Source organism: Phyllobacterium sp. YR531 (assembly GCF_000282595.1).
In the GTDB taxonomy this organism is placed as follows: Bacteria; Pseudomonadota; Alphaproteobacteria; order Rhizobiales; family Rhizobiaceae; genus Phyllobacterium.
Genome location: NZ_AKIZ01000037.1, coordinates 167,181 through 189,800, shown reverse-complemented (window position 1 = coordinate 189,800; position 22,620 = coordinate 167,181). Strand labels below are relative to the sequence as shown.

Here is a 22,620-nt window from a genome sequence, read left to right as displayed (position 1 = left end):
TAGAACGCCGCCAAACGCATGCTGTTCCGCCGAGTTCGAAAAAGCACCGCTGGAACAAAATGCAGACTAAAATCGTTGCGTGAATCGTATGGGAAAGGTTTGCGCCTATGGCACCTCGTTCATTCTGGAAAGGCTATCTCAAGCTCTCGCTGGTGACGTGTCCCGTCGCGATGGCTCCAGCAACAACTGACAACGAAAAGGTCAAGTTTCATACGTTGAACCGCAAGACTGGAAACCGTGTTGTCAGCCGGTATGTGGATGCTGTGACCGGCAAAGCCGTTGACGAAGATGATGAGGTCAAAGGGTATGAGCGCGGTGAAGACGAATACGTCATGCTCGAAGAAGATGAGATTGAGGCGGTTGGGCTGGAAAGCACCCGCACCATCGATATCGAAATGTTTGTACCCGCCGATAGCATTGATTGGATATGGTACGACAAACCTCACTATCTGACTCCGGACGATCCTGTTGGCGAAGAGGCTTTTTCAGTTATCCGGGACGCTATGGAGGCAACGGGACGTGTCGGCATTTCAAGGCTCGTCATGTACCGCAGGGAACGCGCTGTAATGCTGGAGCCGCGAGGAAAGGGTATCATTCTCTGGACCCTGCGGTACGGCGACGAGGTCCGCAATCGCGACGATTACTTTGGCGATGTCAAGAATGACAAACCCGACAGCAAAATGATGACGTTAGTGAAAACGCTTATAGATGAACGAACCAAGCCTTGGGACTCGAAAATGGTCGACGATCCTGTTCAGGATCGGCTGCTTGAAATCATCGCAGCCAAGAAAAAGGGCAAGAAGCGCCCGGCAAAGCCTAAGGTCGAGGCAGAAACACCAAGCAATGTCATCAACATCATGGATGCGTTGCGAAAGAGCATCGCCAGTGAGGGTAAGAAGAAGCGTTAGCTCTTCTTGGCGCGGGTCGTCTTCGCCTGCACTATGGGCGCTGCTTCTTTGCGGAAATCTTCCCAAGGGTCGCGTTTGATGTACGCCATTCGGGTCGGGGCGTTCAGCACAGTGAAATAAGCAGGCCCGATACCGGGCGTCAGCTCATCCCAATCCAAAGGCATTGAGACAGCGGCGCCGGGTCTTGCTCTTGTGGAATAAGGCGCAACGGCAGTCATACCGCGCTGATTGCGCAGATAATCGATCAGTATTTTGCCTTTGCGTTTGGACTTGGTGATTGTCGAGACATATTTGTCAGGGCTGTCTGCTGCCATGCTGTCTGCAATAGCTTTGGTAAAAGCTTTCACATCAGGCCATGCGGCTTTCGGTTTGATCGGTGAGACAACATGCAAACCTTTGCCGCCTGATGTCTTGACGAAGGCTGCAAGACCCGCCCGCTGCAAGCGGTCGCGTGTTTCGTGTGCACCCTCGATAACAGTCTCCCAGTCCACGCCATCGCCCGGATCGAGATCCATGATAATCATGTCAGGGCGTTCCCAGTCTGTGACTGTAGAACCCCAAGGGTGAATTTCGAGCACTGCTGATTGAACAAGACCAATTAGTCCATCGAGATCCTTTATGCTGATCAAAGGTTCGCCATCTTTGTCCTTGGGATCTTTGACCAGCGAGATGCTTGGATTCAGCCCTTTCCACGCATGCTTCTGAAAGAAGGCCTGTCCGTTGATCCCTTCGGGACCGCGAAGCAGTGCCAATGGCCGCTTGGTAATGAATGGCTCGATATAGTCCCACACCTCGGTATAATAGTCGGCGAGGCCCTGCTTGGTCACACCTTCCTCTGGCCAGTAAATGCGATCCGGATGCGTGAGTTTCACGGTATACCTCGCAGGTTGGGATTTGGGTGCAGAAACGGATTTCGGGATTTCGCGGACCACGTCAGTAGGAACCTTGTCTTCACGCAGACCACGAAAGGCGGCGTGTCGCAGATTACCATCGCCGGTCCAGGCACGGAATTCCACCTCGGCGACAAGCTGCGGCTTTGTATAACGGACCTTTCTTGCAGCATCTGCGTTCAAACGTTCTGCAAAAGGGCTTTCGGATGTTCGAATTCGCTCAAGTCGCCTGAACAGATCTTCTGCCACGGCCGTGCTGTAGCCCGTACCGACACGGCCGACATGCTCAAGGTTTTTGCCGTTATACACTCCCATAACGAGCGAGCCGATGGCCCGGCGAGAGGTAGAAGATGGCACATAACCGGCAATGACGAACTCCTGCCGGGACGAGCATTTTGCCTTCATCCAGCTCTTGCCACGGCCGGGACGATAGGCAGCATCACGCAGCTTGGAAACGATACCCTCAAGGCTAAGGCGGCAGGCGTGACTAAGTACCGTCGCGCCGCTTTCTTCGAAGTGACCGCTGTAGCGGATGGGATCGCCGGTGTCACCGACAAGCTTTTCAAGAAGAGCTTTGCGTTCGACGAGAGGAAGAGCAGTCAAATCATATCCGTCCAGATGAAGCAGGTCGAACACGTAGAAAATAAAGCGGTCGGTGCGGTTCTCGCTCAGGTCATTTTGCAAAGAAGAAAAGTCTGACGCTCCGGCAGATGTTTCGACTACAAGTTCGCCATCAATCAGCGCCTTGCCGACTGGCAAATCTTGAAAGGCGCTGACGATTTCTTTGCCAAATTTCTTTGTCCAATCCAACCCAGTACGGGTAAGCAGCTTGACACGCCCGGCCTCAATACGCGCCTGAAGGCGGTAGCCATCATACTTTATCTCGTGAATCCAACGATCACCCTCGGGTGGCTTGGTGGTCAGTGTCGCAAGAGTTGGTTCCACAAAGTCCGGTAACGCCGCTTTCTTTGTGCCCTTGATGCTGGAAGGGTCCGGGACATCAATTTCAGCAAGCTCGGTTTTTTCCGCTTTAGCGGTTGGCTTGGTTTTTGCGACCTTTTTCTTATCAATCTTTCCGGTCTTGGATGACCATCCCGGGTCCTCGCCGGCTACCGCCGCAAGATTCCGCCCTGTCTTCACGGAATCCGGCATTTCTTTCAAGATGTCGGGGTCTTTGGAGGTGCGCGCCAGATCATCATCGCCCTTGATGAGCAACCAGTTCTCCCGCTTCTCACGTGGTTTTCCATGCATGCGTACCAAATGCCAGCGACCACCGAGTTTTTCGCCATGCAGTTCGAACTCCATATGGCCTTTGGCATAGCCGCGTTCCGGATCGTATACGGGTTCCCATGTGCCACGATCCCAGACGATGACTGTGCCACCGCCATATTCACCTTTGGGAATCGTGCCTTCGAAATCGCCGTATTCGAGCGGGTGGTCTTCGACATGCACTGCAAGCCGCTTTTCCGTGGGTACGAGGCTCGGGCCACGTGTCACCGCCCAGCTTTTCAAAACGCCGTCCATTTCGAGCCGGAAATCATAGTGCAACCGTGTAGCGTCATGTTTCTGTATGACGAAACTGTTGCCGGTTTTGCGTGACTTGCGGCCTTTGGGTTCGGATGTCGTCTTGAAGTCGCGTTTCTTGCGGTAGGTTTCAAGCGCCACCATGGATCAGCTCGCTTTCCGTCGTGCCGGTTCCGCCTTGGTTTTGGCTTTGGTCTTTTTGCCAGTTTCCGGTTTCTTGCCACCCAGAGCCTTGGCGCTTTCGCGCAAGGCTTCCATAAGGTCGACCACCTTGTCGGATTTGACCGACTTTCTGGCAGGGATCTTTTTACCCTCAAGCTTGGCCTTGACCAATTCCGCAAGGGCAGCCTCATAACGATCCTCGTATTTTGACGGATCGAAAGAGCCTTTTTTCGTCTCGATAATATGCTTGGCGAGATCGAGCATCTCGCCTTTGATTTTCATTTCCGGGACATCGCTGAAAGCTTCTTTGGCGGATTTCACTTCGTAATCGAAATTAAGTGTGGTCGCGACCAGCCCCTGATCTTCAGCGCGAATGAGAAGTGTCCGGGCACGGCGGAAAATTACAGTCTGAGCGAGCGCCGCTACTTTATTTGCTTTCAGGCCTTCCCGGATAAGAGCAAAGGCTTCATCGCCGTTCTTGTCGCTCGGAGCGAGATAATAGGGTTTGTCGAAATAGACGTCATCAAGGTCATCGACGCCGACGAAGGCTTCAATGGATAGCGTCTTATCGCTATCCGGCACAGCGGCAGCAACTTCTTCCTGCTCAAGCACAATGTAGTCGTTATCGCCGACTTCGTAACCCTTTACCTGATCTTCGCGCTCGACGGGCTTGCCGTTGTCGCTGTCAATAAACTGACGGTGGACGCGATTGCCAGTTACGCGATTAAGTGTGTGGAAAGCGATCCGATCAGACGTTGAAGCCGCGGTGTAGAGTGCGACCGGGCACGTCAGCTCGCCAACTTTCAAATAGCCTTTCCAGTTCGCTCTCGGTGCCAACGCTCAACTCCCTACACGCCATTGGGAAGAATGCCGTTAAGAAGCTTTTGTTCCAAGCGATTTTTTTACTGAGGGCGTTTGGCGGAAACATCCACGGTACGCGCGCCAACATGTAAAGGACGTCCTGCGCCCCAGCCGAAAAAGGCCGTTGCCAATCCGAGCAGGACAAAAAGTATCGCTGTCGCGCTGTAGCTTTCGGTCAGATTATGGATGAGACCAACAAGCAGCGGACCGACAGCGGCAAGCATGTATCCAATGCATTGCGCCATGCCGGACAGGTGGGATGCAACATGCGAATCCGGTGAGCGCAGGACGATGATCGTCATCGCCAAGGCAATCAATCCGCCTTGGCCTATGCCTTGAATGATTGCCCAATACCAAACGCCAGCCAATGGTGCGAAAAGCATTCCCAGCAAGCCGATTATGGCAAAGGCGACAAGCGTGACACTTACCAGCCGCTGGTCTTTGCAACGTACGGCGATAGAAGGCACACCCAGACAGGTCACGACCTGCGCCATCACGGAAACAGACACCACAACGCCAGCTGTAACACCGTCAAGCCCGCGATCGCGTAAGATAGGGGAAAGCCACCCGAACACGCAGTAAGCCAAAGACGACTGCAAGCCCATAAAGAACGTTACCTGCCAGGCGAGGCGATCGCGCCAGAGACCTTCAACGCGGAACCCGGCATGTTTGGTTCTGACCTTCCGGAAGAAGGCATGGGGAAACCAGATCAGAGCAACGATCAGAGCGGGAACTGCCCAAGCGCCTAGCGCCAGTGACCATGATCCGCCGAATGCATGCTGAAGGGGTGTCGTGAAGCCAGCGGCGCTGGCCGCGCCAGCACACAGGGCCATTGTGTAAAGCCCTGTCATCATGCCAGTGCGGCTGGCAAAATCACGCTTTACCAACCCGGGGAGCAGCACATTTCCAACAGCTATGCAGGCACCGGCAAGCGCTGTTCCAAGGAAAAGCAGGGGTAGGGAAGAGAAGCCGCGCAACGCCGTCCCCAGCGCGAGCAACAGCAGAACGCCAAGCAATGTGCGCTCCGCACCGATGCGCTGAGCAAGCTTTGGCGCTATCGGGGCAAACACGCCCAGACACACGACAGGAAGAGTTGTGAGAACACCAGCGCCGAGCGATGAAAGCCCTGTCTGTGCGATGATTTCCGGCAGGAGAGCGGAAGCGCTTGAAAAGACCGGGCGCAGGTTGAAAGCGATGAGCACAAGACTAAGGCCGGTGATGATTTCAACGGCACGGCTTGAAAAAACCGGAGCCCTCGGTGTCGGAGTGGAGTCGATTTCCGCATCTATCAATTGTTCAATGGAGGCGGTGCTCTGGCTGGGAATATGCTGGTTCATGATGCAAGAAGCCGATCAAGTTCAAGAAGAATGGGGGCCATGAAAGCGCGCGTGGTGGCTTCCGCTTTTTCAGCGTTGCCGGATTCGATGGCATCGATGATTGCGGCGTGAGCCGCCATGTCAGGTTCGGGCAATTCTCCCGTAACAGTCGCCTTGATGATCTCACCGGTGGAAATCGAAAAGAAGTCGTAAACTTCAATGAGCGCGCGATTGCCGGAAGCCGCAACGATAGCTTTGTGGAACTTCAAATCCCGCTCGATATAGCGATCATGGGTGGCCGGGTTATATTCGCCGCGATCCGCAAGAATGTCGCGCAGGTTGATTATGATCTCCGGAGTGAAGCGAGTGGCGGCCAACCGTGCTCCTTCAACCTCCAGCGCACAACGGGTTTCCACCTGATCGCGCAGACCTGTGCGGCGAATGCGAAGCAGGCTGTCTTCAGAACTCGTAGTTGACTGAACATAAGTGCCGGACCCTTGGCGTGTGTCCAGAAAGCCTTGAGCGACGAGAACGCGTACTGCCTCGCGAACTGTGCCGCGACTGACGCCCAGCATATCGGCCAGTGTTGCCTCGTTCGGGATCCGCTCACCGACCTGCCAGCGGTTTGCCGTAATTTCCGCGCGGATATTGGCGACAGCGTTATCGGCAAGATTGCTTCGTGTGGCGGGTTGCACAGTTAAATCCTCAAGTCATCAGATGACTTGACTAATAAGCCTGTCACATGAACGCGTCAAGGGGCAAAGCACTTGGGGATCAGGTATAAAGCTAAGTGGAAAAGATCAGTTTAGACAGCTTTCACATATTTGATGAACGGCGTTACCTTGGCAATCCGGTCATAGAGCTGGCGAGCCGTGTCATTACTCTGGTTGGTGAGCCAATAAACTGAATGAGCACCTGCCTTCTTTGCTTCGATATGCACAGCTTCGATCAAAGCCCGGCCAATGCCTTTGCCGCGCACTTCCGGGTCCGCATAGAGGTCTTGCAGGTAGCAAACATCCTCGATGCTCCAGTTGTGCCGGTGAAATAGATAATGGGTTAGGCCAACCGGCTTGCCATCAACCTCAGCTATAAGACCGCTATATTCATGGGTATCACCCGAATTCAGCCGTGCGAAGGTAGTCTGGTAAACTTCCTCGGACACCTTCGTCTCATAGAAATCCAGATATCCCGTCCATAGACGCCGCCATTCGGCTTCATCAGATTTTCGCAAAGGGCGAACATGAACACTCATAATCTACGCATTCCTTATATTAATGCTGCCATGTCTGGTGTGGAGCCGCTGGCCCGGTGGAGTAAGCGGGAGAACCCTCGAAATCCTGTTTTCCCAAAGGAACGCCTGCAATACGCAGGATTGCGTAGCTGATTGTCAAATGGAAGTAGAAATTGGGAAGTGCATAATCCCGAAGAAAAGGCAGCCCATGAAAATAACGGGTATTTTCGCGCCAGGTCACCTCAATCGGAGTGTTTTCACTCCCATCGACATTGGCTGGGGTTATCGCATCCAGATAATCGATGGCGTCACGAAGATAAGCGATCAGGGATGCAAAGGTTTGGTGTGATTCAGCAAAATCCTGATGATAGCCTCGATTGAACACAGCAAATTGCCGCGCATCGGGTGCTGGCAAATCATGCCCCGCAAGCCGCGCTACGCATCCGCGCGCTCCGTCAGCGAGAATCTGTATCTGCACTCTCAAAGGGAACATGTCGGAGGCCAGTTTTGCCTCTGTCATCAGCCTCGTGTCGCTGCCGCTTGAAACAGCATGGGCTTCCGCTTTCTTGAGAATAGCTATGCAGTTGGTAAGCAGGCGCTGGAAAACCGGAACGGATGCCTGGTACATTGTTATCGTCATATAGTGAGTCTCCCCCTCAAGGCTCGAAACTACAGCGACTGGACGCAGTCAACAACATGGCTGCAGACAATGTTGTGTCAGGAATGGAAAATCGTGTTTGGTCCACTGGCGCTATTGGTGCGGGCGTCCTATATTCGGATTGGCGCTCTGCGCCTCACGACAGGAGAGACATATTCCCCGGGGCCTTAATAATCCCTTAGGGAGCTGTCCCTGGAGAGGCCCGTGGGCTTCTTCACACGGCACCCACCTACTTTGTAGGTTCCCGGGATCGACTTCTCCATCGGTTGTGTGGACGCCACTGTTTCATCCCGAGCTGGCTCTTGCCAGCGCCTCATGAAATTATTGCCTTGCAAACCCAATCCCCCATAAAAGAACTGAAAAAAGCCCTGCGTCTTGAAGCGCTGGCGCGGCGCGATGCTTTGCCCGCGGATTATCGCAGCAATGCTTCCCTGCAGATTGCCGGCCATGGTATCTCGGCGATTTCATTTGCGCCGGGAGAAATCATCTCCGGTTTCTGGCCGATACGCTCAGAGGTGGATTTGCGCCCGCTCCTTTTTGCATTGCGCGATAGGGGGGCAAGGTTGTGCCTGCCCGTCATCATCGACAAACAGACGATTGTTTTCCGGGAGCTGCTGCAGGATATGCCCATGATAGAGACAGGGTTCGGCACTTCAGGTCCGCACGAAGATGCGCCGGTTGTCGATCCCACGTTCATGCTGGTGCCATTGGCGGCGTTCGACGAACGTGGCCATCGCATTGGTTACGGAGCAGGCTATTACGACAGGGCTATAGCGAGATTGCAAAATCTTGACATCAACCCGAGGCTGATCGGCACAGCCTTTGACTGCCAAAAGGTAGAAATTGTGCCTGACGAGCCGCATGATGTGCCGCTCGAAGCGATCCTAACGGAAAGCGGGTTGCACAGCTTTGGCAGTATCGATAAAGCCAATTAACGAAATTCAGGATGCTTGCGTGAGATTACTTTTTCTTGGTGACATGGTGGGTCGTTCCGGCCGGACAGCAGTTTATGAACAACTGCCCGGTTTGATTTCTGACCTGAAACTCGACTTCACCATCGTCAATGGTGAAAATGCCGCCGGTGGCTTCGGAATTACCGAGGAAATATTCCACGATACGATCAATGCCGGCGCGGATGTTGTTACTACGGGAAATCATGTCTGGGACCAGCGGGAAGCATTGATTTTCGCCGATAGAGAGCAGGGGTTTTTGCGTCCGGCCAATTTCCCACTTGGCACAGCGGGCAAAGGCTCCGGTGTATTCCTTGCCAAGAATGGCGCGCGAGTGCTCGTCTCAAACATCATGGGCCGCGTTTTCATGCACCCTGATCTGCATGATCCTTTCACTATTGCTGAAGAGATACTCAAGGCCTGTCCCTTGGGAGAACAGGCGGATGCGGTGGTCTTTGACTTTCACGCGGAAGCGACCAGTGAAAAGCAGTGCTTCGGCCATTTCGTCGATGGTCGCGCCAGCTTTGTGGTTGGAACCCACACCCATGTACCAACAGCGGATGCCCAGATACTGAACGGCGGTACTGCCTATATGTCCGATGCGGGCATGTGCGGAGACTATGACTCGTCGCTCGGCATGGACAAGGAAGAACCCCTCAACCGGTTCCTCTCCAAAGTGCCTAAAGGCCGGTTTGAGGCTGCGAGTGGCAAAGCTACGATATGCGGCGTTGGTGTGGAGATTTCTGACAGAACAGGACTGGCCGAAAAGATTGCGCCATTGCGTATCGGTCCGCGGCTTGAAGAAACAATTCCTGCATTCTGGAAATAAGATGGCGTTTGGTTCCGTACACTCCTAGTGGAGTGAATTTGGTATTTGAAACTCACCCAGGGCGCTGGCTCTGATGAAATGTCAAATTCGAAAACGCCACTGGAAACATATACTTGCTAGTGATCTTATGCGTTTTAACATTTGCTGCCAGCTTGATCGAAACAGGATGCAAATGTTAAATGCGACCATTAGGTCACACATGAAGTTTGCCCATCCGGTCATTTAACAAGGGACATACGACCCCATGGAAACCTTTCTTTCTCATTTTGATTTCATCTATCAACCAGCCGGTCTCATAGCGCTTGTAACGCTGGTTATAATGGAGGTCGTGCTCGGGATCGATAATCTGATCTTCATCTCCATCCTCACCAACAAATTGCCGAAAGAGCAGCAGGCGCGCGCTCGCCGTCTCGGTATTGGTGCCGCTCTTGTTCTGCGTTTGGCATTGCTTTTCACCATTTCCATTATCGTCCAGCTCACCGAGCCAGTTTTTGAGGCTTTCGGACATGGTTTCTCATGGCGCGACATAATTCTCATCGCCGGTGGTTTGTTTCTGGTGTGGAAAGCAACCAAGGAAATCCATCATACGGTAGACCATGAAGACGCCAAGGATGATGTCATCGGCCGGAAAGTCACACTCACCATGGGCGCGGCGATCGGTCAGATATTGCTGCTTGATCTGGTGTTCTCTGTGGACTCGATCATCACGGCAGTGGGCATGACTGATGAGATCGCTATTATGGTCATCGCAGTTCTCGCCGCTGTTACTGTTATGCTTTTCGCTGCCGAGCCTTTGTCGAAGTTCATTGCCAACAATCCGACAATCGTCATGCTGGCACTAGGATTCCTGCTCATGATCGGTATGACACTGATTGCTGACGGATTTGGCTTCCATGTGCCGAAGGGATATATCTATGCGGCGATGGGCTTTTCTGCTTTGGTCGAGGCGCTCAACATGTTTGCGCGCCGCCGTAAGCGCTAACTATACTCAACCTTTTCGGGGAAATGTGAAATGACACAGACTAATCCTGCCCAAGCCTTCGTACCTTTGAAGCTTGCTGATCGTTCTCTTGGCTTTCAGGCCCTGGCAGTTCTTATCGGTACAATGTTCCTGGCAGTGAGTTCATGGATATCCGTACCTATGGTTCCAGTACCGGTAACGATGCAAACCTTTGCCGTCACGATGGTTGGTGCACTTTATGGCTGGCGTCTGGGTGGGATTACTGTAGTCGCATGGCTGCTCCAGTCGTTCATCGGCTTGCCGGTGCTTGCGGAGGGAATGCCGGGCCAGCTAGCTTTTGCAGGGCCGACAGCAGGCTATATGTTTGCCTTTCCTGTTGTTGCTGCGGTGGTTGGTTTTCTGGCTGAACGCGGATTCACCCGCAACCCGTTCATTTCGACTATCGTCATGCTTCTCGGCAACGCACTTTGCCTTGCTGTCGGCGGATTGTGGCTGGCTGGTCTTTTCGGGGCTGAAGTCGCTTGGACTTCCGGCGTTGCGCCATTCATTCTTGGTGGTGTGCTCAAATCTGCACTGGCAGCAGCAACGATCGAAGGTATCCGTCGTTCGGGCATTCGGTTGCTTTGACGATAAGGCTTCGCCCGCACCATCTGCTTTGCATGCTGACTTATGTCGGTAAAGGCTACAGTCAGGCCTTCACCGACAATTATGACAGGATCATCGAAAGACTGGTACGGGGTGAAGAAATCATGATCGGGGAGGGGCCGGACGAGATTTGCCAGCCCCTTCTGGAAACGGATGCCCCGCATTGTCATAATGACAGTGTTATGGAGCGGGACGCACAGGCTCTGCATGATGTGGGGCAACTGCTGGGCCAGAAACTGCAGATTGGTGACCGGGTGACGATAGGATATCCGACACTTGAAAGTTTCCGCCAGGCTTTCGTTGATGGAATAACGCGCACGGCATGTTCCGGCTGCGAATGGTTTGAACTTTGTACAGCAGTATCGGCAAATGCTTATTCCGGCGTGAAATTACGCGTGGCGGAATGAATTCCGGTGGTGCTGGACGGCGGGACCGTTTTTACTTATAAGGGCCACCATTCCAAAACCGCAGACAAGCATGCAGGGGTGCCATGGCAGGCCATTCACAATTCAAGAACATCATGCACCGCAAAGGGCGCCAGGACGCCGTGCGGTCAAAAATCTTTTCCAAGCTCGGGCGCGAAATCACGGTCGCTGCCAAGCAGGGTCTGCCTGACCCTTTGATGAACCCGCGCCTGCGTCTGGCTGTCCAAAACGCCCGTGCGCAGTCAATGCCGAAAGACAATATTGAGCGTGCCATCAAGAAGGCCGCTGGTGGCGATGCCGAGAACTATGAAGAAGTGCGCTACGAGGGCTATGGCCCGGGCGGTGTTGCTGTCATCGTCGAGGCGCTGACCGACAACCGTAACCGCACGGCTTCAAATGTACGCGCTGCTTTTACCAAGGCTGGCGGAGCGCTTGGTGAAACAGGTTCTGTTGGATTCATGTTCAACCGGGTTGGCGAGATCACCTACAAGACTGAAGTCGGCAATGCCGACAAGGTTATGGAGGCGGCTATCGAAGCAGGCGCTGAAGATGTTGCAAGCGATGAAGAGGGCCATGTCATCATTTGCGCCTTCGAAGACATTGGTGATGTTTCAAAGGCTTTGGAAGCAGCTTTGGGTGAAGCGGAATCCATCAAGCCTATCTGGAAACCGGCGACAACTGCGCCAGTCGATGAAGAAAAGGCACAATCGGTCCTGCGTTTGATCGCAACTCTTGACGATGATGATGATGTTCAGAACGTCTATGCAAACTTTGAAGTCAGTGACGAAGTTCTGGCCAAATTGAGCGCCGCCTGAACCTTACAGGCAAGCAAAGCAAAACCCTGCGCCGTAAACACGGGGCAGGGTTTTTTAATGCGTTTAGTTGACCGGGCCGTCGCCACCCAAAGTGCTCAGGTCAGACTTTTCAGTAACGCCGGTCGCCCGGTTTACCAGAATGGTAACCACCCAAAGAGCAACGCCGACAGCGATCAAAATCCCCGCGATCTTGTACTGAACAGGATCGCGGCCAGTCCAGGGGCCAGCGAAGAATGCGCAGGAGATAGCACCGATAACGGGAAGGAATGTCGGTGTGCGGAAATGGTCATGATCGACCTTTTCACGGCGCAGGATCAGCACAGCAATGTTGACGATTGTGAAAACAAACAGCAACAAAAGCGCGGTTGTTCCCCCGAGCGCAGGAACTTCACCCACAAACATGATCAGGCCGAAAGCCAGCAGGGTGGTGAAGGCGATAGCAAGATAGGGTGTACGACGCGACGCGTGCACCTTGCCGAATATGGGCGGCAATACATGCTCGCGGCTCATGCCATAAACAAGACGGCTCGCCATGAGCATGTTGATCAAAGCGCTGTTGGCGACCGCAAACATTGTAATGAAGCCGAATATCCATAGCGGGAAATTGGGGGCACCAGCCTGCACCACCTTGAGCAAAGGTGTTTCGCCTTCACCAAGGTCTGCGGGCGAGACGAGCGTTATGGCGGAAATCGAAACCAGCACATAGATGATGCCGGTGATGAACAGACCTGCCAAAAGCACCTTCGGAAAGATATTCGAAGGGTTTTTGCATTCCTCCGCCATGTTCACGGAATCCTCAAAGCCCACCATGGCAAAAAATGCCAGCGTCGTGGCAGCCATGACCGACCAGAAAATGCTGGAATCTGGAGAGGTCGCAAATTGCGTGATGCGTGATACGTCACCCTGACCGGCACTGATGGCCCACAATCCGATGAAGATAATAATGAGCAGGCCTGTCAGTTCCACGACCGTAAGCACGACATTTGCCTTCACGCTTTCGCCGACACCGCGGAAATTGACGATGGCAACAAGTGCCATGAAAGCGAGTGCTACAAGGGAGATACCTATGCCCGACTCAAGATTGAGCTGGAATGCACCTGAAAGGTTGGCGGCAAATGCACGGGAGGCTGTCGATGCCGAGGTTATGCCGGAGCACATGACGGTGAAGGCAACGATGAATGTAATGAAATGGATGCCGAAGGCCTTGTGTGTATAGAGTGCTGCGCCAGCGGCTTTCGGATATTTGGTCACCAGCTCCAGATAGCTGAATGCTGTAACAACGGCCACAACGAAGGCAATCAGGAATGGTAGCCACACAACGCCGCCAACCTGTTTCGCGACCTGTCCTGTCAGAGCATAAATACCTGTGCCGAGAATATCGCCTACAATGAAAAGAAGGAGGAGCCACGGCCCCATTACCCTATGCAGACTTGGTTCAATCGTTGCGCCAGTTGCTTTTCCGGCTCCGGAAGTCACGTCCGTCATTGCATGGTCCCTCCCTATGCATGCTGATATGCTAGGGAAAAGCTATTGGCGAAACAGCAGCTTGTCAAACAGCGGCTCGGGCAATGGCGATGGCTGCTGCCAGCCCCGAGCTTGGTGAATCCAAAGGCCTTGGACCCCTCATGACCAGATCAGCTGCTGGAGACATTGAGGCTTGTGCCAGAGCTACAACGCTCGCTCCCTTGTCATAAGCAGCATCTGCTGCCTTGGCGATTGCGTCATAATAGGCAGCATGATTTCCCGCCAGAAGCAGATCCCAGATATCCGGAATCAGGCGGACGTCCACCTGTGCACCAATCTTGGCTGCAGTTTGCGCGAAAAGCCGCGTCGTTGGCTCGACTGTGGTATCTAAAGCGCAAAGTGCAACAACCAAGCCGCCACCACGAACCGCATGTTCGGCCAGTGCTGCATCAACACGCAAGATTGGAACGCTCTTGGCACCGACTTCGTCGATCGACGGGCCGAGGGTGGAACACGTCAATACGACGACGTCAGCGTGGCTTGTTAACGCGCGCAGGGCCAAGGCAGTGTCCTTGGCAATCGATGCTGTCAGTCCTCCTGCCTCCCGAGCTGCAAGGAGAAGGTCGGCGCGGACCTCGTGGACAAGCGTTCCTTCAGATAATCCCAAAGTTCGTCCGGCTTGTTCAAACCCGACAACGTTACTCTCTGCGGTGTGGAGTAGGGCAATTCTCATGGTTCAACTCCGCGCAATAATCCACAAACAAAAACGGCCCTGTAGAACAGGGCCGTTTCGTAATGCCATAGTGGCAAATAGAATTATATGCCGAGATTGCCGAAGCGTGTCTTGAACTTGGTAACGCGGCCACCGCGATCGGAAAGCTGCGCATTGCCGCCTGTCCATGCTGGATGTGTGGATGGATCGATATCGAGGTTCATCGTATCGCCTTCCTTGCCCCATGTGGAACGTGTGACATATTCGGTACCATCGGTCATGACGACTTTGATGTTGTGGTAGTCAGGATGAATGTTGGCTTTCATCGGTATTGTCCTAAACTGGAGGGCGTAAAACTGGAGCCACTATCGTTGTGGTGGTTCCGGTCGGAAGCCGATTGTTAAAGATGAAGCCAAACGCCACAGGGACTGCAGACGGTTGGGGCTTCCAAAACTGTTGGCGAGCCTATACATCAGCCTTCAAGCAATAACAAGGCCGTCTGGCTGCAAAGTCGCGAAAGCGATGTGAGGATATTGATTAATGGCCGATTCGGCTCAATCTCGCCTAGAGACAGAGAGAAAGCGCCGCTCGCTGAAACCGCTGAGCCGTATCTTCCCCTATATGTCCCGCTATAAAGGCATGCTGGCAGGTGCGCTTGTGTCCCTGATATTGGCGGCGGTAACAACATTGACTTTGCCGCTGGCGGTAAGGCGAATGATCGACCATGGGTTCACCGGCGCGAACGGAGCGTTCATCGATAATTACTTCGGAATGCTCGTACTGCTCGCTGCATTGCTGGCTGTTGCGTCGGCGGGACGATACTATTTTGTCATTACACTGGGTGAACGGATTATATCCGATCTGCGCCGCGACGTATTTGCACATCTGACCAAGCTTTCGCCGGCATTCTTTGATGGCACGCAATCCGGTGAAATTGTTTCGCGCCTCACAGCCGATACGACACAGATAAAATCTGCCGTTGGGGCAACGGCATCCATAGCCTTGAGGAATTTGATACTGGCACTCGGCGCTATCTTCATGATGGTGATTACAAGCCTGAAACTTTCCAGTCTGGTGATTGCGGCAATTCCGGTCATCATCATACCATTGGTCGCCTTTGGCCGATCCGTACGCAGGCGCTCTCGTAGAGCGCAGGATACGCTTGCCGATGCAACTGCCTATGCAAGCGAGTCCATCGTTTCAGTGCGCACATTACAGGCCTTTACCAATGAGAAGTTGGCGACGTCGCGCTTTGGCGGTGCCGTGGAAGATGCATTTCTGGCAGCACGCGCATCTGTGAAAGCCCGGGCTTTTCTTACAGCCTTTGCGATTTTCATGATTTTTTCCAGTGTTGTCGCCGTGCTTTGGTTCGGTTCGCGCGATGTGCTTTCCGGCGTCATGACGCCGGGTACATTGGGACAGTTCCTGCTTTACTCGGTTTTTGCAGCAGGTGCATTGGGCGCGCTTTCCGAGGTATGGGGCGAACTCTCGCAAGCATCCGGTGCTGCCGAGCGGCTGACAGAAATTCTCAACGAGGAACCGGCTATTGCAGCCCCGGCAAACCCTGTAGCCCTACCGCAGCCGCCTGTCGGGTCAGTCGATTTTGATCAGGTGCAATTCAATTATCCTGCCCGCCCTGATGCACCGGCATTACGAGGGCTGAACTTTACGGTCAATCCCGGTGAAACAGTCGCTATAGTTGGCCCGTCAGGCGCAGGGAAGAGTACTGTCTTCTCTTTGTTGTTGCGCTATTATGATCCGGCCTCAGGCAGCATTAATGTTGATGGCATCGATATCCGGAATGTTGATCCGGCAGATCTGCGCGCACGGATTGCAATAGTCCCGCAGGACACCACTATTTTTGCTGCAACGGTAAGCGAGAATATCGGGTTTGGTCGTCCTGGTGCCAGCAATGCCGACATCGAAGCTGCAGCCAAGGCCGCATTGGCGCATGATTTCATCAGTGCGCTAGACCAAGGCTACGAAACGCAGGTTGGCGAGCGTGGCGTAACGCTTTCGGGTGGGCAGCGTCAACGCGTTGCGATTGCTCGCGCTATATTGCGGAATGCGCCAATATTGCTGCTCGACGAGGCAACTTCAGCCCTTGATGCCGAAAGCGAGATGCTGGTGCAGAAAGCTCTCGATCATTTGATGGAAGGGCGAACGACTCTGGTTATCGCCCATAGACTTGCAACAGTTCTGAAAGCGGATCGCATTCTGGTCATGGAGAATGGGCGGATTGTCGAAGAGGGTACCCACCAGGTGCTTGTCAAGAAAAATGGGATTTACGCTCATCTCGCGAAACTGCAGTTTGAGGCGGGGGCCGATGCCTTCAGAGGCGCTGCTGAATAGTTGCCATCTTTGCCTGAAGGTGTTCTGGTTGGATTGCGTGTGGGGGAATCAGGATGATTGCAAATATTTTGACGGGGCTGGTTGCACTGCTCCACGTCTATTTCATGTATCTGGAAATGGTTGTTTGGGACAAACCCCAAGGCCTGAAAACATTCCGGCTAACGCAGGAGTTCGCGACCGCTTCTAAAACACTGGCTATGAACCAGGGCCTTTACAACGGTTTTCTGGTTGCTGGTCTGGTTTGGGGCCTGTGGCTGGGCGAAGGAGGTTTCGCCATCAAAGTGTTCTTCCTCGGCTGTGTGCTGGTGGCAGGGATGTTTGGCGCTGCAACAGTCGGCCGGAAAATCCTCTACGTACAGGCTTTCCCGGCACTACTTGCGTTGATTGCTACACTTTACGGAATTTAGCGTTCGGTCAGTTTCAACTCGATGCGGCGATTTCTTGCGCGAACCTCGGGAGTTTCGCCGGGTTCCAGGGGTTGAAACTCGCCGAAGCCTGCGGCGACGAGCCTGTTTGCCGGAACGCCATTTGCGATCAAGAATTTCACAACGGAAATTGCACGCGCTGATGAAAGCTCCCAGTTATCCTTGAACTGGCCTGTGCCGGATAAGGCGATATCGTCCGTGTGACCATCAACGCGCAAAACCCAATTGATATCGTCCGGGATTTCTTTTTGCAGATCAATCAACGCCAGCGCCAGCTTCTTCATTTCCTCAGAACCAGCCGGATTCAAGACCGCCGCACCTGACGGAAACAGCACTTCGGACTGGAAGACAAAACGGTCGCCAACGATGCGGATATTCTCGCGGTCTGAAAGAATTTCGCGCAGGCGTCCGAAGAAGTCAGACCGATAGCGATTCAATTCCTGCACACGTTGTGCCAAGGCTACGTTCAACCGCTTGCCGAGATCGGCGATCTTGGCATTGGATTCCTTGTCCCGCGACTCAGAGGCATTCAATGCTTCTTCAAGCGCGCCGATCTGCCTGCGCAAAGCAGAAATTTGCTGATTCAGCAATTCCACCTGGGACAAGGCCCGGGCACTAATCTGCTTCTCGTTTTCAAGGCCGGTGGATAGCTCGCTTATCTTGCCTTCAGCCGCCGCACCTGCGCCAGCGCCTTGAGACAGCAATGATTGCAAACGCGATTGCTCACTTTGGGCATTGGTCAAGGAAGCTTGCAGATTGGCGATGGTATCTTCGAGGTCCTGCTTATTGCCCTGCTCGAGGGAAAGGAGCTGTGTAAGTTCATTGATCTGCGAGTTGAGCCGGTTGAGAACGGCATCCTTGCCGGTTATTTCCTGACTGAGAAGAAACTGGGCAAGTACAAACACCGACAAAAGGAACATGATCGACAGGAGCAGCGTCGACAGCGCATCAACGAAGCCTGGCCAATAATCGACATGACGGATAGGACGGCGCTTGCGACCCAGACCCATGGTCAGTTTGCCTTGTTGCGTTCGATAGAATCGCCGAGCTTATCAAGCGTCTTGCGAATGGCCTTTTGCTCGTCAGCCTGCTTTTCCACCCAGTCACGCATGATCTGCTGCTCTGCTCGCATATTCTTGACAAGTCCTTGGATGCCCTCGGCAAGGCTGGCCAAGGCTGCTGTTGTCCGTTGGCTTGAACCGCCTGTCTCCTGAATATTCTGCAAACGCTCGGATAGAACGCGTAACTCATCAGATGTACCGCTGTTGGCAGCGTCAATTGCGTGAAGATCAGACCCAAGGTCAGTAACGCTGGAGAGCCAGTTTTCAAGCTCCGTATAAAAACGGTTTTGGGCCCGCCCTGCCTGAAGGTCGAGGAAGCCAAGGATCAGTGATCCGGAAAGTCCGAACAGGGATGACGAAAAAGCAGTACCCATGCCGCGAAGCGGTGATTCTAGCCCCGCCTTCAAAGAATCCAGAACACTGTTTGCGTCACCAACGCGGGGGTCAAGCGATTGGATGGTTGTGCCGATCGAACCGATGGTTTCCAGCAAACCCCAAAATGTACCAAGCAGACCAAGAAACACGAGCAGGCCTATGAGATAACGGGAAATATCGCGTGTCTCATCCAGGCGTGCAGCAATGGAATCGAGCATTGAGCTCATGGCACTTGTGGAGAGGGCCATAGATTGCCGTCGCCCGATCAGCGCACGCATGGGCGCCAGCATGACAGGCCTTGCGTCCGGGTCGTTGTTGCCCTTCCGGAAGGAATTGACCCATTTTACTTCAGGAAACAGACGAATGACCTGACCAAAGCCAAGAAGGATGCCGACGATCAGCACACCAATAATCAGGCCGTTCAGTCCGGGGTTTGTGGTGAAGAATCCGGATATCTGACGAAAAAGAATGGCTCCGAGAAAAGCGACGATCACCAGAAATATCGCCATGGAAAGGAGTACGAACCTTGGGCTGGAAAGCCGGTAAGGATCGTAATCATCATGGTCCAGACCTTGGCGGGTCGAACTGAAATCAGCCATGGCATCGTCTCCGCAGTTCGGTCGGCCGCGCGGTTAAACGCCGGCCAAATCGATTTCTGCGAACCCTAGCCGAAAATATGCTGCAAATGAAAGACGCAATAAGGTAACGATGGGACAATAATTCCAATCGTAAGGCCTAAAGAGCAGCAGAGATCAAACTGGCTTCTTAAGTGCCTTTACAAGCGCCTTTTGGACTGCTTCGTTACCGGCAACAATAGCTTTGCTCTCGACGACATCCTGGCCGCCATTGAGATCAGTCACGTATCCACCTGCCTCGCGGATCATGATGATGCCCGCGCCAATGTCCCAAGGGTTGAGGCCATCTTCCCAGAAGCCGTCAAAGCGTCCAGCGGCAACATAGGCCAGATCCAGCGCAGCAGCGCCCATACGGCGAACGCCCGAAACTTCACCCATGATATTGCGCAGCTGCAGGAGGTAATTACCATGATCACCACGACCCAGATGCGGAACACCCGTACCGATAATGGAGTCTACGAGCTTTGTGCGTCCCGAAACGCGCAGGCGGCGATCGTTGAGGAATGCTCCGCCGCCGCGTTCAGCCGTGTAAAGTTCGTCCATGGCGGGGTTGAAGATGACGCCTGCAACGATCTGGCCCTGACGTTCAAGCGCGATGGAAACCGCGAACATCGGAATGCCGTGCAGAAAATTAGTGGTGCCGTCGAGTGGATCAACCAGCCAACGATGCTGTCCGTCGTTGCCTTCGATTGCGCCGGACTCTTCCATGAGAAAGCTGTAATCCGGGCGCGCGCGCTTGAGCTCCGCAAAGATGATTTCTTCGGCCTTCTTGTCAGCTTGGCTGACATAATCGCCTGGACCCTTGAGGGACACCTGCAGGTTCTGTACTTCGCCAAAATCACGAGCGAGCGAGCGGCCTGCCTTCATGGCAGCCTGAACCATCACATTGAGTATCGCTGAACGCGCCATTCGACTTACTTTCTCCGTAGTATAAAATCAGAGCGGCAACACGCTTTGACTGTGTTGCCGCTTATGACCGGTTTTAATCAGCCCGGCGAACATAGGTGAGTTCATTGGTATCGACGATGATACGTTCACCAGCCGAAATGAATGGCGGCACCAGAACACGAATACCATTTTCAAGAACGGCAGGCTTGTAGGACGATGCAGCCGTCTGACCCTTCACGACAGGATCAGCTTCGGTGATCTCCAAAGTTACATAATCCGGGAGGGAAATACCGATTGGACGTTCGTCGTAAAGCTCAACGGTAACCATCATGCCGTCCTGCAGGAATGCAGCACGATCACCGACGAAATCTTTCTGCAGCTCGAGTTGCTCGTAACTGGCAGTATCCATGAAAACCAGCGCTTCACCCTGTTCGTAGAGGAAGGAAAAGTCCTTTTGCTCAAGGCGAACTTTTTCAACAGTCTCAGCGGAGCGGAAACGCTCATTCAGCTTTGTGCCGTTGATAAGGTTTTTCAGTTCCACCTGATTGTAAGCGCCACCTTTGCCGGGTTTGACATGGTTGGTGCGGACTGCGACCCAGAGTCCGCCATCATGTTCAATCACATTGCCAGGACGGATTTCATTACCGTTGATTTTCATTTGTCTATCCGGATTGAAGTTGAGAGTTGGCGCCTACATGAAAAGCGGCGTCCAATAATGGCGCTCCAAGACCACAAATTCGCGCAATAGGCAAGTGAAAGCGCAAAAACAGCAGCTAACGAAGCTTGTTTGCCTCGGTAATGGCTGCTTTCATCTGATCGTCATCCAGTCCGTCCATGAAAGAATTCAGATCGGGATCATTCAGTCCGGCGCGCCTTGCCACAATATACCAAGCAGCTGCTTTGATGCTGTCACCTTCTACACCCAAGCCATCGCGATAGAGTTTTGCAAGCCTCGCCTGAGCGGCAATATTGCCACCCACAGCGGCACGCAGCATCCAGCCAAATCCCGATTTGTAATCACGCTTGCCGCCGCGGCCTTCAACCAGCCATGTCCCAAGGTCCATCTGGGCAGTATCATAGCCTTTTATGGCTGCCTTTATGAGATACTGGCGCGCTGTGGACTCGTCGCGTTTAATCTTGACTGTACCGTTGGCCAGAATCTGACTGACAGCATATTCGCCATCAGGAAGTCCCTTTTCAGCCGCCTGCAAGAACCATGGATATGCATTATCCAGACCGATCTCACCGGGATGTTCCTGCATGAGAATTTGGCCGAGATTAAACTGTGCTGCCGCATTGCCCGAATCGGCAGCTGCCTTCATCAGTTCCTTGGCTTTGACAGGATCTTTGGTCGCATATTTGCCTTCCAGCAGGATGCCGGCATACCGGAACTGCGCTTCCGGTGCTCCCGAATTAGCCGCTTTTTCGTACCATTTCGCCGATTCTGCCAAGCTGGCAGGTACACCCAGACCTCGGGCGAGAATGTCGGCAACGAGTACTTGAGCTGTTGCATCGCCAGCTTCGGCGCGAGGCAGCGCTAAATTATACGCAGTTTTATAAAGCCCACGCTGATAGGCACCAAAAGCTTCGTCCTCCGCGCCTTTGCCAAAGCGCGTGGGGTTGATCGGGTCGCTCACAGGTGCGCCCAAGGGTTTTGGCTTATCCTGTTTCGGTGTGGTGTCGGGCGATTGAAGAGGTGCTGGCGCTGGGTCCGTTTGCTTGGGAGCAGGGCTTGTTGCGGTCGGCGGCGTGTCGGCCTGTTGGGCAAAACCAAGCGATGCCGGCATTACCGTCATTGCCAAGACCGGAATAAGGAGAGCAACACGCTTCAATTGCATCAGTCAGTCCTGCTTCGCTTTCTTTCAGTCTTCAAATGCCGGAGCATGTTCATCAAGCAGGCGGTTTGCCTCCTTGATCGCGGCGGCAGGATCGGCGTTATCAAATATTGCTGCACCCAAGGCAATGAATTCCGCACGGGTTATGACTGCATCCGGAATGCTCTCGAGCGTGTTTCCACCTTGAATGATGCAAGGGATTTCCACCATGGATGCCCACCAATCAGCCAAATCAATATTACGCGGATGCGCCTCTGGCTTGTTATCCGCACCGATTTTGCCGAACAGCACATAATCCGGCATTGCTTCGCCAATTTCCAGCGCAGTGTGCCGGTTTTTAATGTTGCCGGTTCCAACGATCAGCTTTGGAGAAAGCCTCTGAACATTCTCTGCCAATTCGGCAGTTGGTCCTTCAAAGTGCAAACCATCAGCCTTGACGCGTCCCGCAATCTGCGTGTTGCCAACGATAATCGCCGCAGCGCCAGAGTTTTGAATGAGCGGGACCGCAACTTCAGCTAAATTCTGGAACGATGTTTCATCCATTTCGTAGGGCGGCAATAGTACGGACGCCACGTCGCCACCGGCCAGTGCAGCGCCAAGTTTCGCTATAGTTTCATCGGCGCTCGCTGCATTGGGTGCAACCAGAACGATACGGCAACGTTGGGGAGTAGGTTCGCTGTTCATTTGTAACCCTGACT

The 22,620-nt window shown here is 53.6% G+C and carries 24 protein-coding genes and 1 other RNA gene; 10 read left to right on the top strand and 15 right to left on the bottom strand.

Annotation, left to right across the window (positions count from 1 at the left end; all coding sequences use genetic code 11):
- The first annotated feature begins 107 nt into the window (after positions 1 to 107).
- On the top strand, positions 108 to 908 hold the full coding sequence (locus PMI41_RS20755; RefSeq protein WP_008128142.1) for a Ku protein: 801 nt from the start codon (positions 108 to 110) through the stop codon (positions 906 to 908).
- Here the strand turns inward: PMI41_RS20755 and ligD are convergent.
- From ligD to PMI41_RS20725, 6 genes are all read right to left on the bottom strand, one after another.
- Positions 905 to 3,466 (bottom strand): DNA ligase D, encoded by a 2,562-nt coding sequence (gene ligD, locus PMI41_RS20750; RefSeq protein WP_008128141.1) that lies wholly within the window; start codon positions 3,464 to 3,466, stop codon positions 905 to 907. The two genes, PMI41_RS20755 and ligD, sit on opposite strands and share 4 nt — an antisense overlap.
- A gap of 3 nt (positions 3,467 to 3,469) precedes the next feature.
- On the bottom strand, positions 3,470 to 4,321 hold the full coding sequence (locus PMI41_RS20745; RefSeq protein ID WP_008128140.1) for a Ku protein: 852 nt from the start codon (positions 4,319 to 4,321) through the stop codon (positions 3,470 to 3,472).
- Positions 4,322 to 4,386: 65 nt separating this feature from the next.
- Positions 4,387 to 5,682, bottom strand: coding sequence for an MFS transporter (locus PMI41_RS20740; protein WP_008128139.1), 1,296 nt, complete (start codon positions 5,680 to 5,682; stop codon positions 4,387 to 4,389).
- Positions 5,679 to 6,356, bottom strand: a complete 678-nt coding sequence (locus PMI41_RS20735; RefSeq protein ID WP_008128138.1) for an FCD domain-containing protein — start codon at positions 6,354 to 6,356, stop codon at positions 5,679 to 5,681. Before PMI41_RS20735 ends, PMI41_RS20740 begins: the two co-directional genes overlap by 4 nt.
- A 110-nt stretch (positions 6,357 to 6,466) precedes the next feature.
- Positions 6,467 to 6,916, bottom strand: a complete 450-nt coding sequence (locus PMI41_RS20730; protein ID WP_202949305.1) for a GNAT family N-acetyltransferase — start codon at positions 6,914 to 6,916, stop codon at positions 6,467 to 6,469.
- Between the two features lie 16 nt (positions 6,917 to 6,932).
- Positions 6,933 to 7,532: a DUF1993 domain-containing protein gene (locus tag PMI41_RS20725; protein ID WP_008128136.1), complete on the bottom strand. Its 600-nt coding sequence runs from the start codon at positions 7,530 to 7,532 to the stop codon at positions 6,933 to 6,935.
- A gap of 141 nt (positions 7,533 to 7,673) precedes the next feature.
- Between PMI41_RS20725 and ssrS the strand changes: the two genes are divergently transcribed.
- The 7 genes from ssrS to PMI41_RS20695 all read left to right on the top strand — a co-directional run bounded on the left by ssrS (position 7,674) and on the right by PMI41_RS20695 (position 12,175).
- A non-coding RNA gene (gene ssrS, locus PMI41_RS24815) (6S RNA) lies at positions 7,674 to 7,830 on the top strand.
- 49 nt (positions 7,831 to 7,879) lie between these two features.
- Positions 7,880 to 8,485, top strand: a complete 606-nt coding sequence (locus PMI41_RS20720) for a 5-formyltetrahydrofolate cyclo-ligase (protein WP_040856121.1) — start codon at positions 7,880 to 7,882, stop codon at positions 8,483 to 8,485.
- A 19-nt stretch (positions 8,486 to 8,504) separates the two neighbouring features.
- Complete coding sequence (locus PMI41_RS20715) at positions 8,505 to 9,329, top strand: TIGR00282 family metallophosphoesterase (protein WP_008128133.1); 825 nt, start codon at positions 8,505 to 8,507, stop codon at positions 9,327 to 9,329.
- A gap of 244 nt (positions 9,330 to 9,573) precedes the next feature.
- Positions 9,574 to 10,311, top strand: coding sequence for a TerC family protein (locus PMI41_RS20710; protein ID WP_008128127.1), 738 nt, complete (start codon positions 9,574 to 9,576; stop codon positions 10,309 to 10,311).
- A 30-nt stretch (positions 10,312 to 10,341) separates the two neighbouring features.
- Entirely contained in the window at positions 10,342 to 10,917 is a 576-nt protein-coding gene (locus tag PMI41_RS20705; RefSeq protein WP_008128126.1) for a biotin transporter BioY, read from the top strand.
- The gene (locus PMI41_RS20700) at positions 10,914 to 11,342 is read left to right on the top strand and encodes a DUF1284 domain-containing protein (protein ID WP_040856118.1); all 429 of its coding nucleotides are present in this window, start codon (positions 10,914 to 10,916) and stop codon (positions 11,340 to 11,342) included. The genes PMI41_RS20705 and PMI41_RS20700 overlap by 4 nt, the downstream gene beginning before the upstream one ends.
- Before the next feature lie 83 nt (positions 11,343 to 11,425).
- Positions 11,426 to 12,175 carry a YebC/PmpR family DNA-binding transcriptional regulator gene (locus PMI41_RS20695; RefSeq protein WP_008128123.1) on the top strand — a complete coding sequence of 250 codons (750 nt, stop codon included), beginning with the start codon at positions 11,426 to 11,428 and terminating at the stop codon, positions 12,173 to 12,175.
- A gap of 63 nt (positions 12,176 to 12,238) precedes the next feature.
- Here the strand turns inward: PMI41_RS20695 and PMI41_RS20690 are convergent, their stop codons facing one another.
- From PMI41_RS20690 to rpmE, 3 genes are all read right to left on the bottom strand, one after another.
- Positions 12,239 to 13,660, bottom strand: coding sequence for an APC family permease (locus tag PMI41_RS20690; protein ID WP_008128122.1), 1,422 nt, complete (start codon positions 13,658 to 13,660; stop codon positions 12,239 to 12,241).
- A gap of 64 nt (positions 13,661 to 13,724) precedes the next feature.
- Positions 13,725 to 14,372, bottom strand: a complete 648-nt coding sequence (locus PMI41_RS20685; RefSeq protein ID WP_008128121.1) for an aspartate/glutamate racemase family protein — start codon at positions 14,370 to 14,372, stop codon at positions 13,725 to 13,727.
- Positions 14,373 to 14,455: 83 nt separating this feature from the next.
- Entirely contained in the window at positions 14,456 to 14,677 is a 222-nt protein-coding gene (gene rpmE / locus PMI41_RS20680; protein ID WP_008128119.1) for a 50S ribosomal protein L31, read from the bottom strand.
- Positions 14,678 to 14,891: 214 nt separating this feature from the next.
- Between rpmE and PMI41_RS20675 the strand changes: the two genes are divergently transcribed.
- Both PMI41_RS20675 and PMI41_RS20670 read left to right on the top strand, forming a co-directional pair.
- Positions 14,892 to 16,703, top strand: a complete 1,812-nt coding sequence (locus tag PMI41_RS20675) for an ABC transporter transmembrane domain-containing protein (RefSeq protein WP_008128118.1) — start codon at positions 14,892 to 14,894, stop codon at positions 16,701 to 16,703.
- Between the two features lie 53 nt (positions 16,704 to 16,756).
- Complete coding sequence (locus PMI41_RS20670; protein ID WP_008128117.1) at positions 16,757 to 17,110, top strand: DUF1304 domain-containing protein; 354 nt, start codon at positions 16,757 to 16,759, stop codon at positions 17,108 to 17,110.
- On the opposite strand, the gene PMI41_RS20665 is transcribed toward PMI41_RS20670, so the two are convergent.
- The 6 genes from PMI41_RS20665 to PMI41_RS20640 all read right to left on the bottom strand — a co-directional run bounded on the left by PMI41_RS20665 (position 17,107) and on the right by PMI41_RS20640 (position 22,606).
- Positions 17,107 to 18,138 carry a peptidoglycan -binding protein gene (locus tag PMI41_RS20665; RefSeq protein WP_008128116.1) on the bottom strand — a complete coding sequence of 344 codons (1,032 nt, stop codon included), beginning with the start codon at positions 18,136 to 18,138 and terminating at the stop codon, positions 17,107 to 17,109. The genes PMI41_RS20670 and PMI41_RS20665 overlap by 4 nt on opposite strands.
- A gap of 2 nt (positions 18,139 to 18,140) precedes the next feature.
- Positions 18,141 to 19,163: a MotA/TolQ/ExbB proton channel family protein gene (locus PMI41_RS20660; RefSeq protein ID WP_008128115.1), complete on the bottom strand. Its 1,023-nt coding sequence runs from the start codon at positions 19,161 to 19,163 to the stop codon at positions 18,141 to 18,143.
- 153 nt (positions 19,164 to 19,316) lie between these two features.
- Complete coding sequence (locus PMI41_RS20655; RefSeq protein ID WP_008128113.1) at positions 19,317 to 20,108, bottom strand: inositol monophosphatase family protein; 792 nt, start codon at positions 20,106 to 20,108, stop codon at positions 19,317 to 19,319.
- Between the two features lie 73 nt (positions 20,109 to 20,181).
- Entirely contained in the window at positions 20,182 to 20,745 is a 564-nt protein-coding gene (gene efp / locus PMI41_RS20650) for an elongation factor P (RefSeq protein WP_008128111.1), read from the bottom strand.
- Positions 20,746 to 20,860: 115 nt separating this feature from the next.
- Positions 20,861 to 21,919, bottom strand: a complete 1,059-nt coding sequence (locus PMI41_RS20645) for a tetratricopeptide repeat protein (RefSeq protein WP_040856229.1) — start codon at positions 21,917 to 21,919, stop codon at positions 20,861 to 20,863.
- Between the two features lie 30 nt (positions 21,920 to 21,949).
- Positions 21,950 to 22,606 (bottom strand): thiamine phosphate synthase, encoded by a 657-nt coding sequence (locus PMI41_RS20640; RefSeq protein WP_008128108.1) that lies wholly within the window; start codon positions 22,604 to 22,606, stop codon positions 21,950 to 21,952.
- Positions 22,607 to 22,620 lie beyond the last annotated feature (14 nt).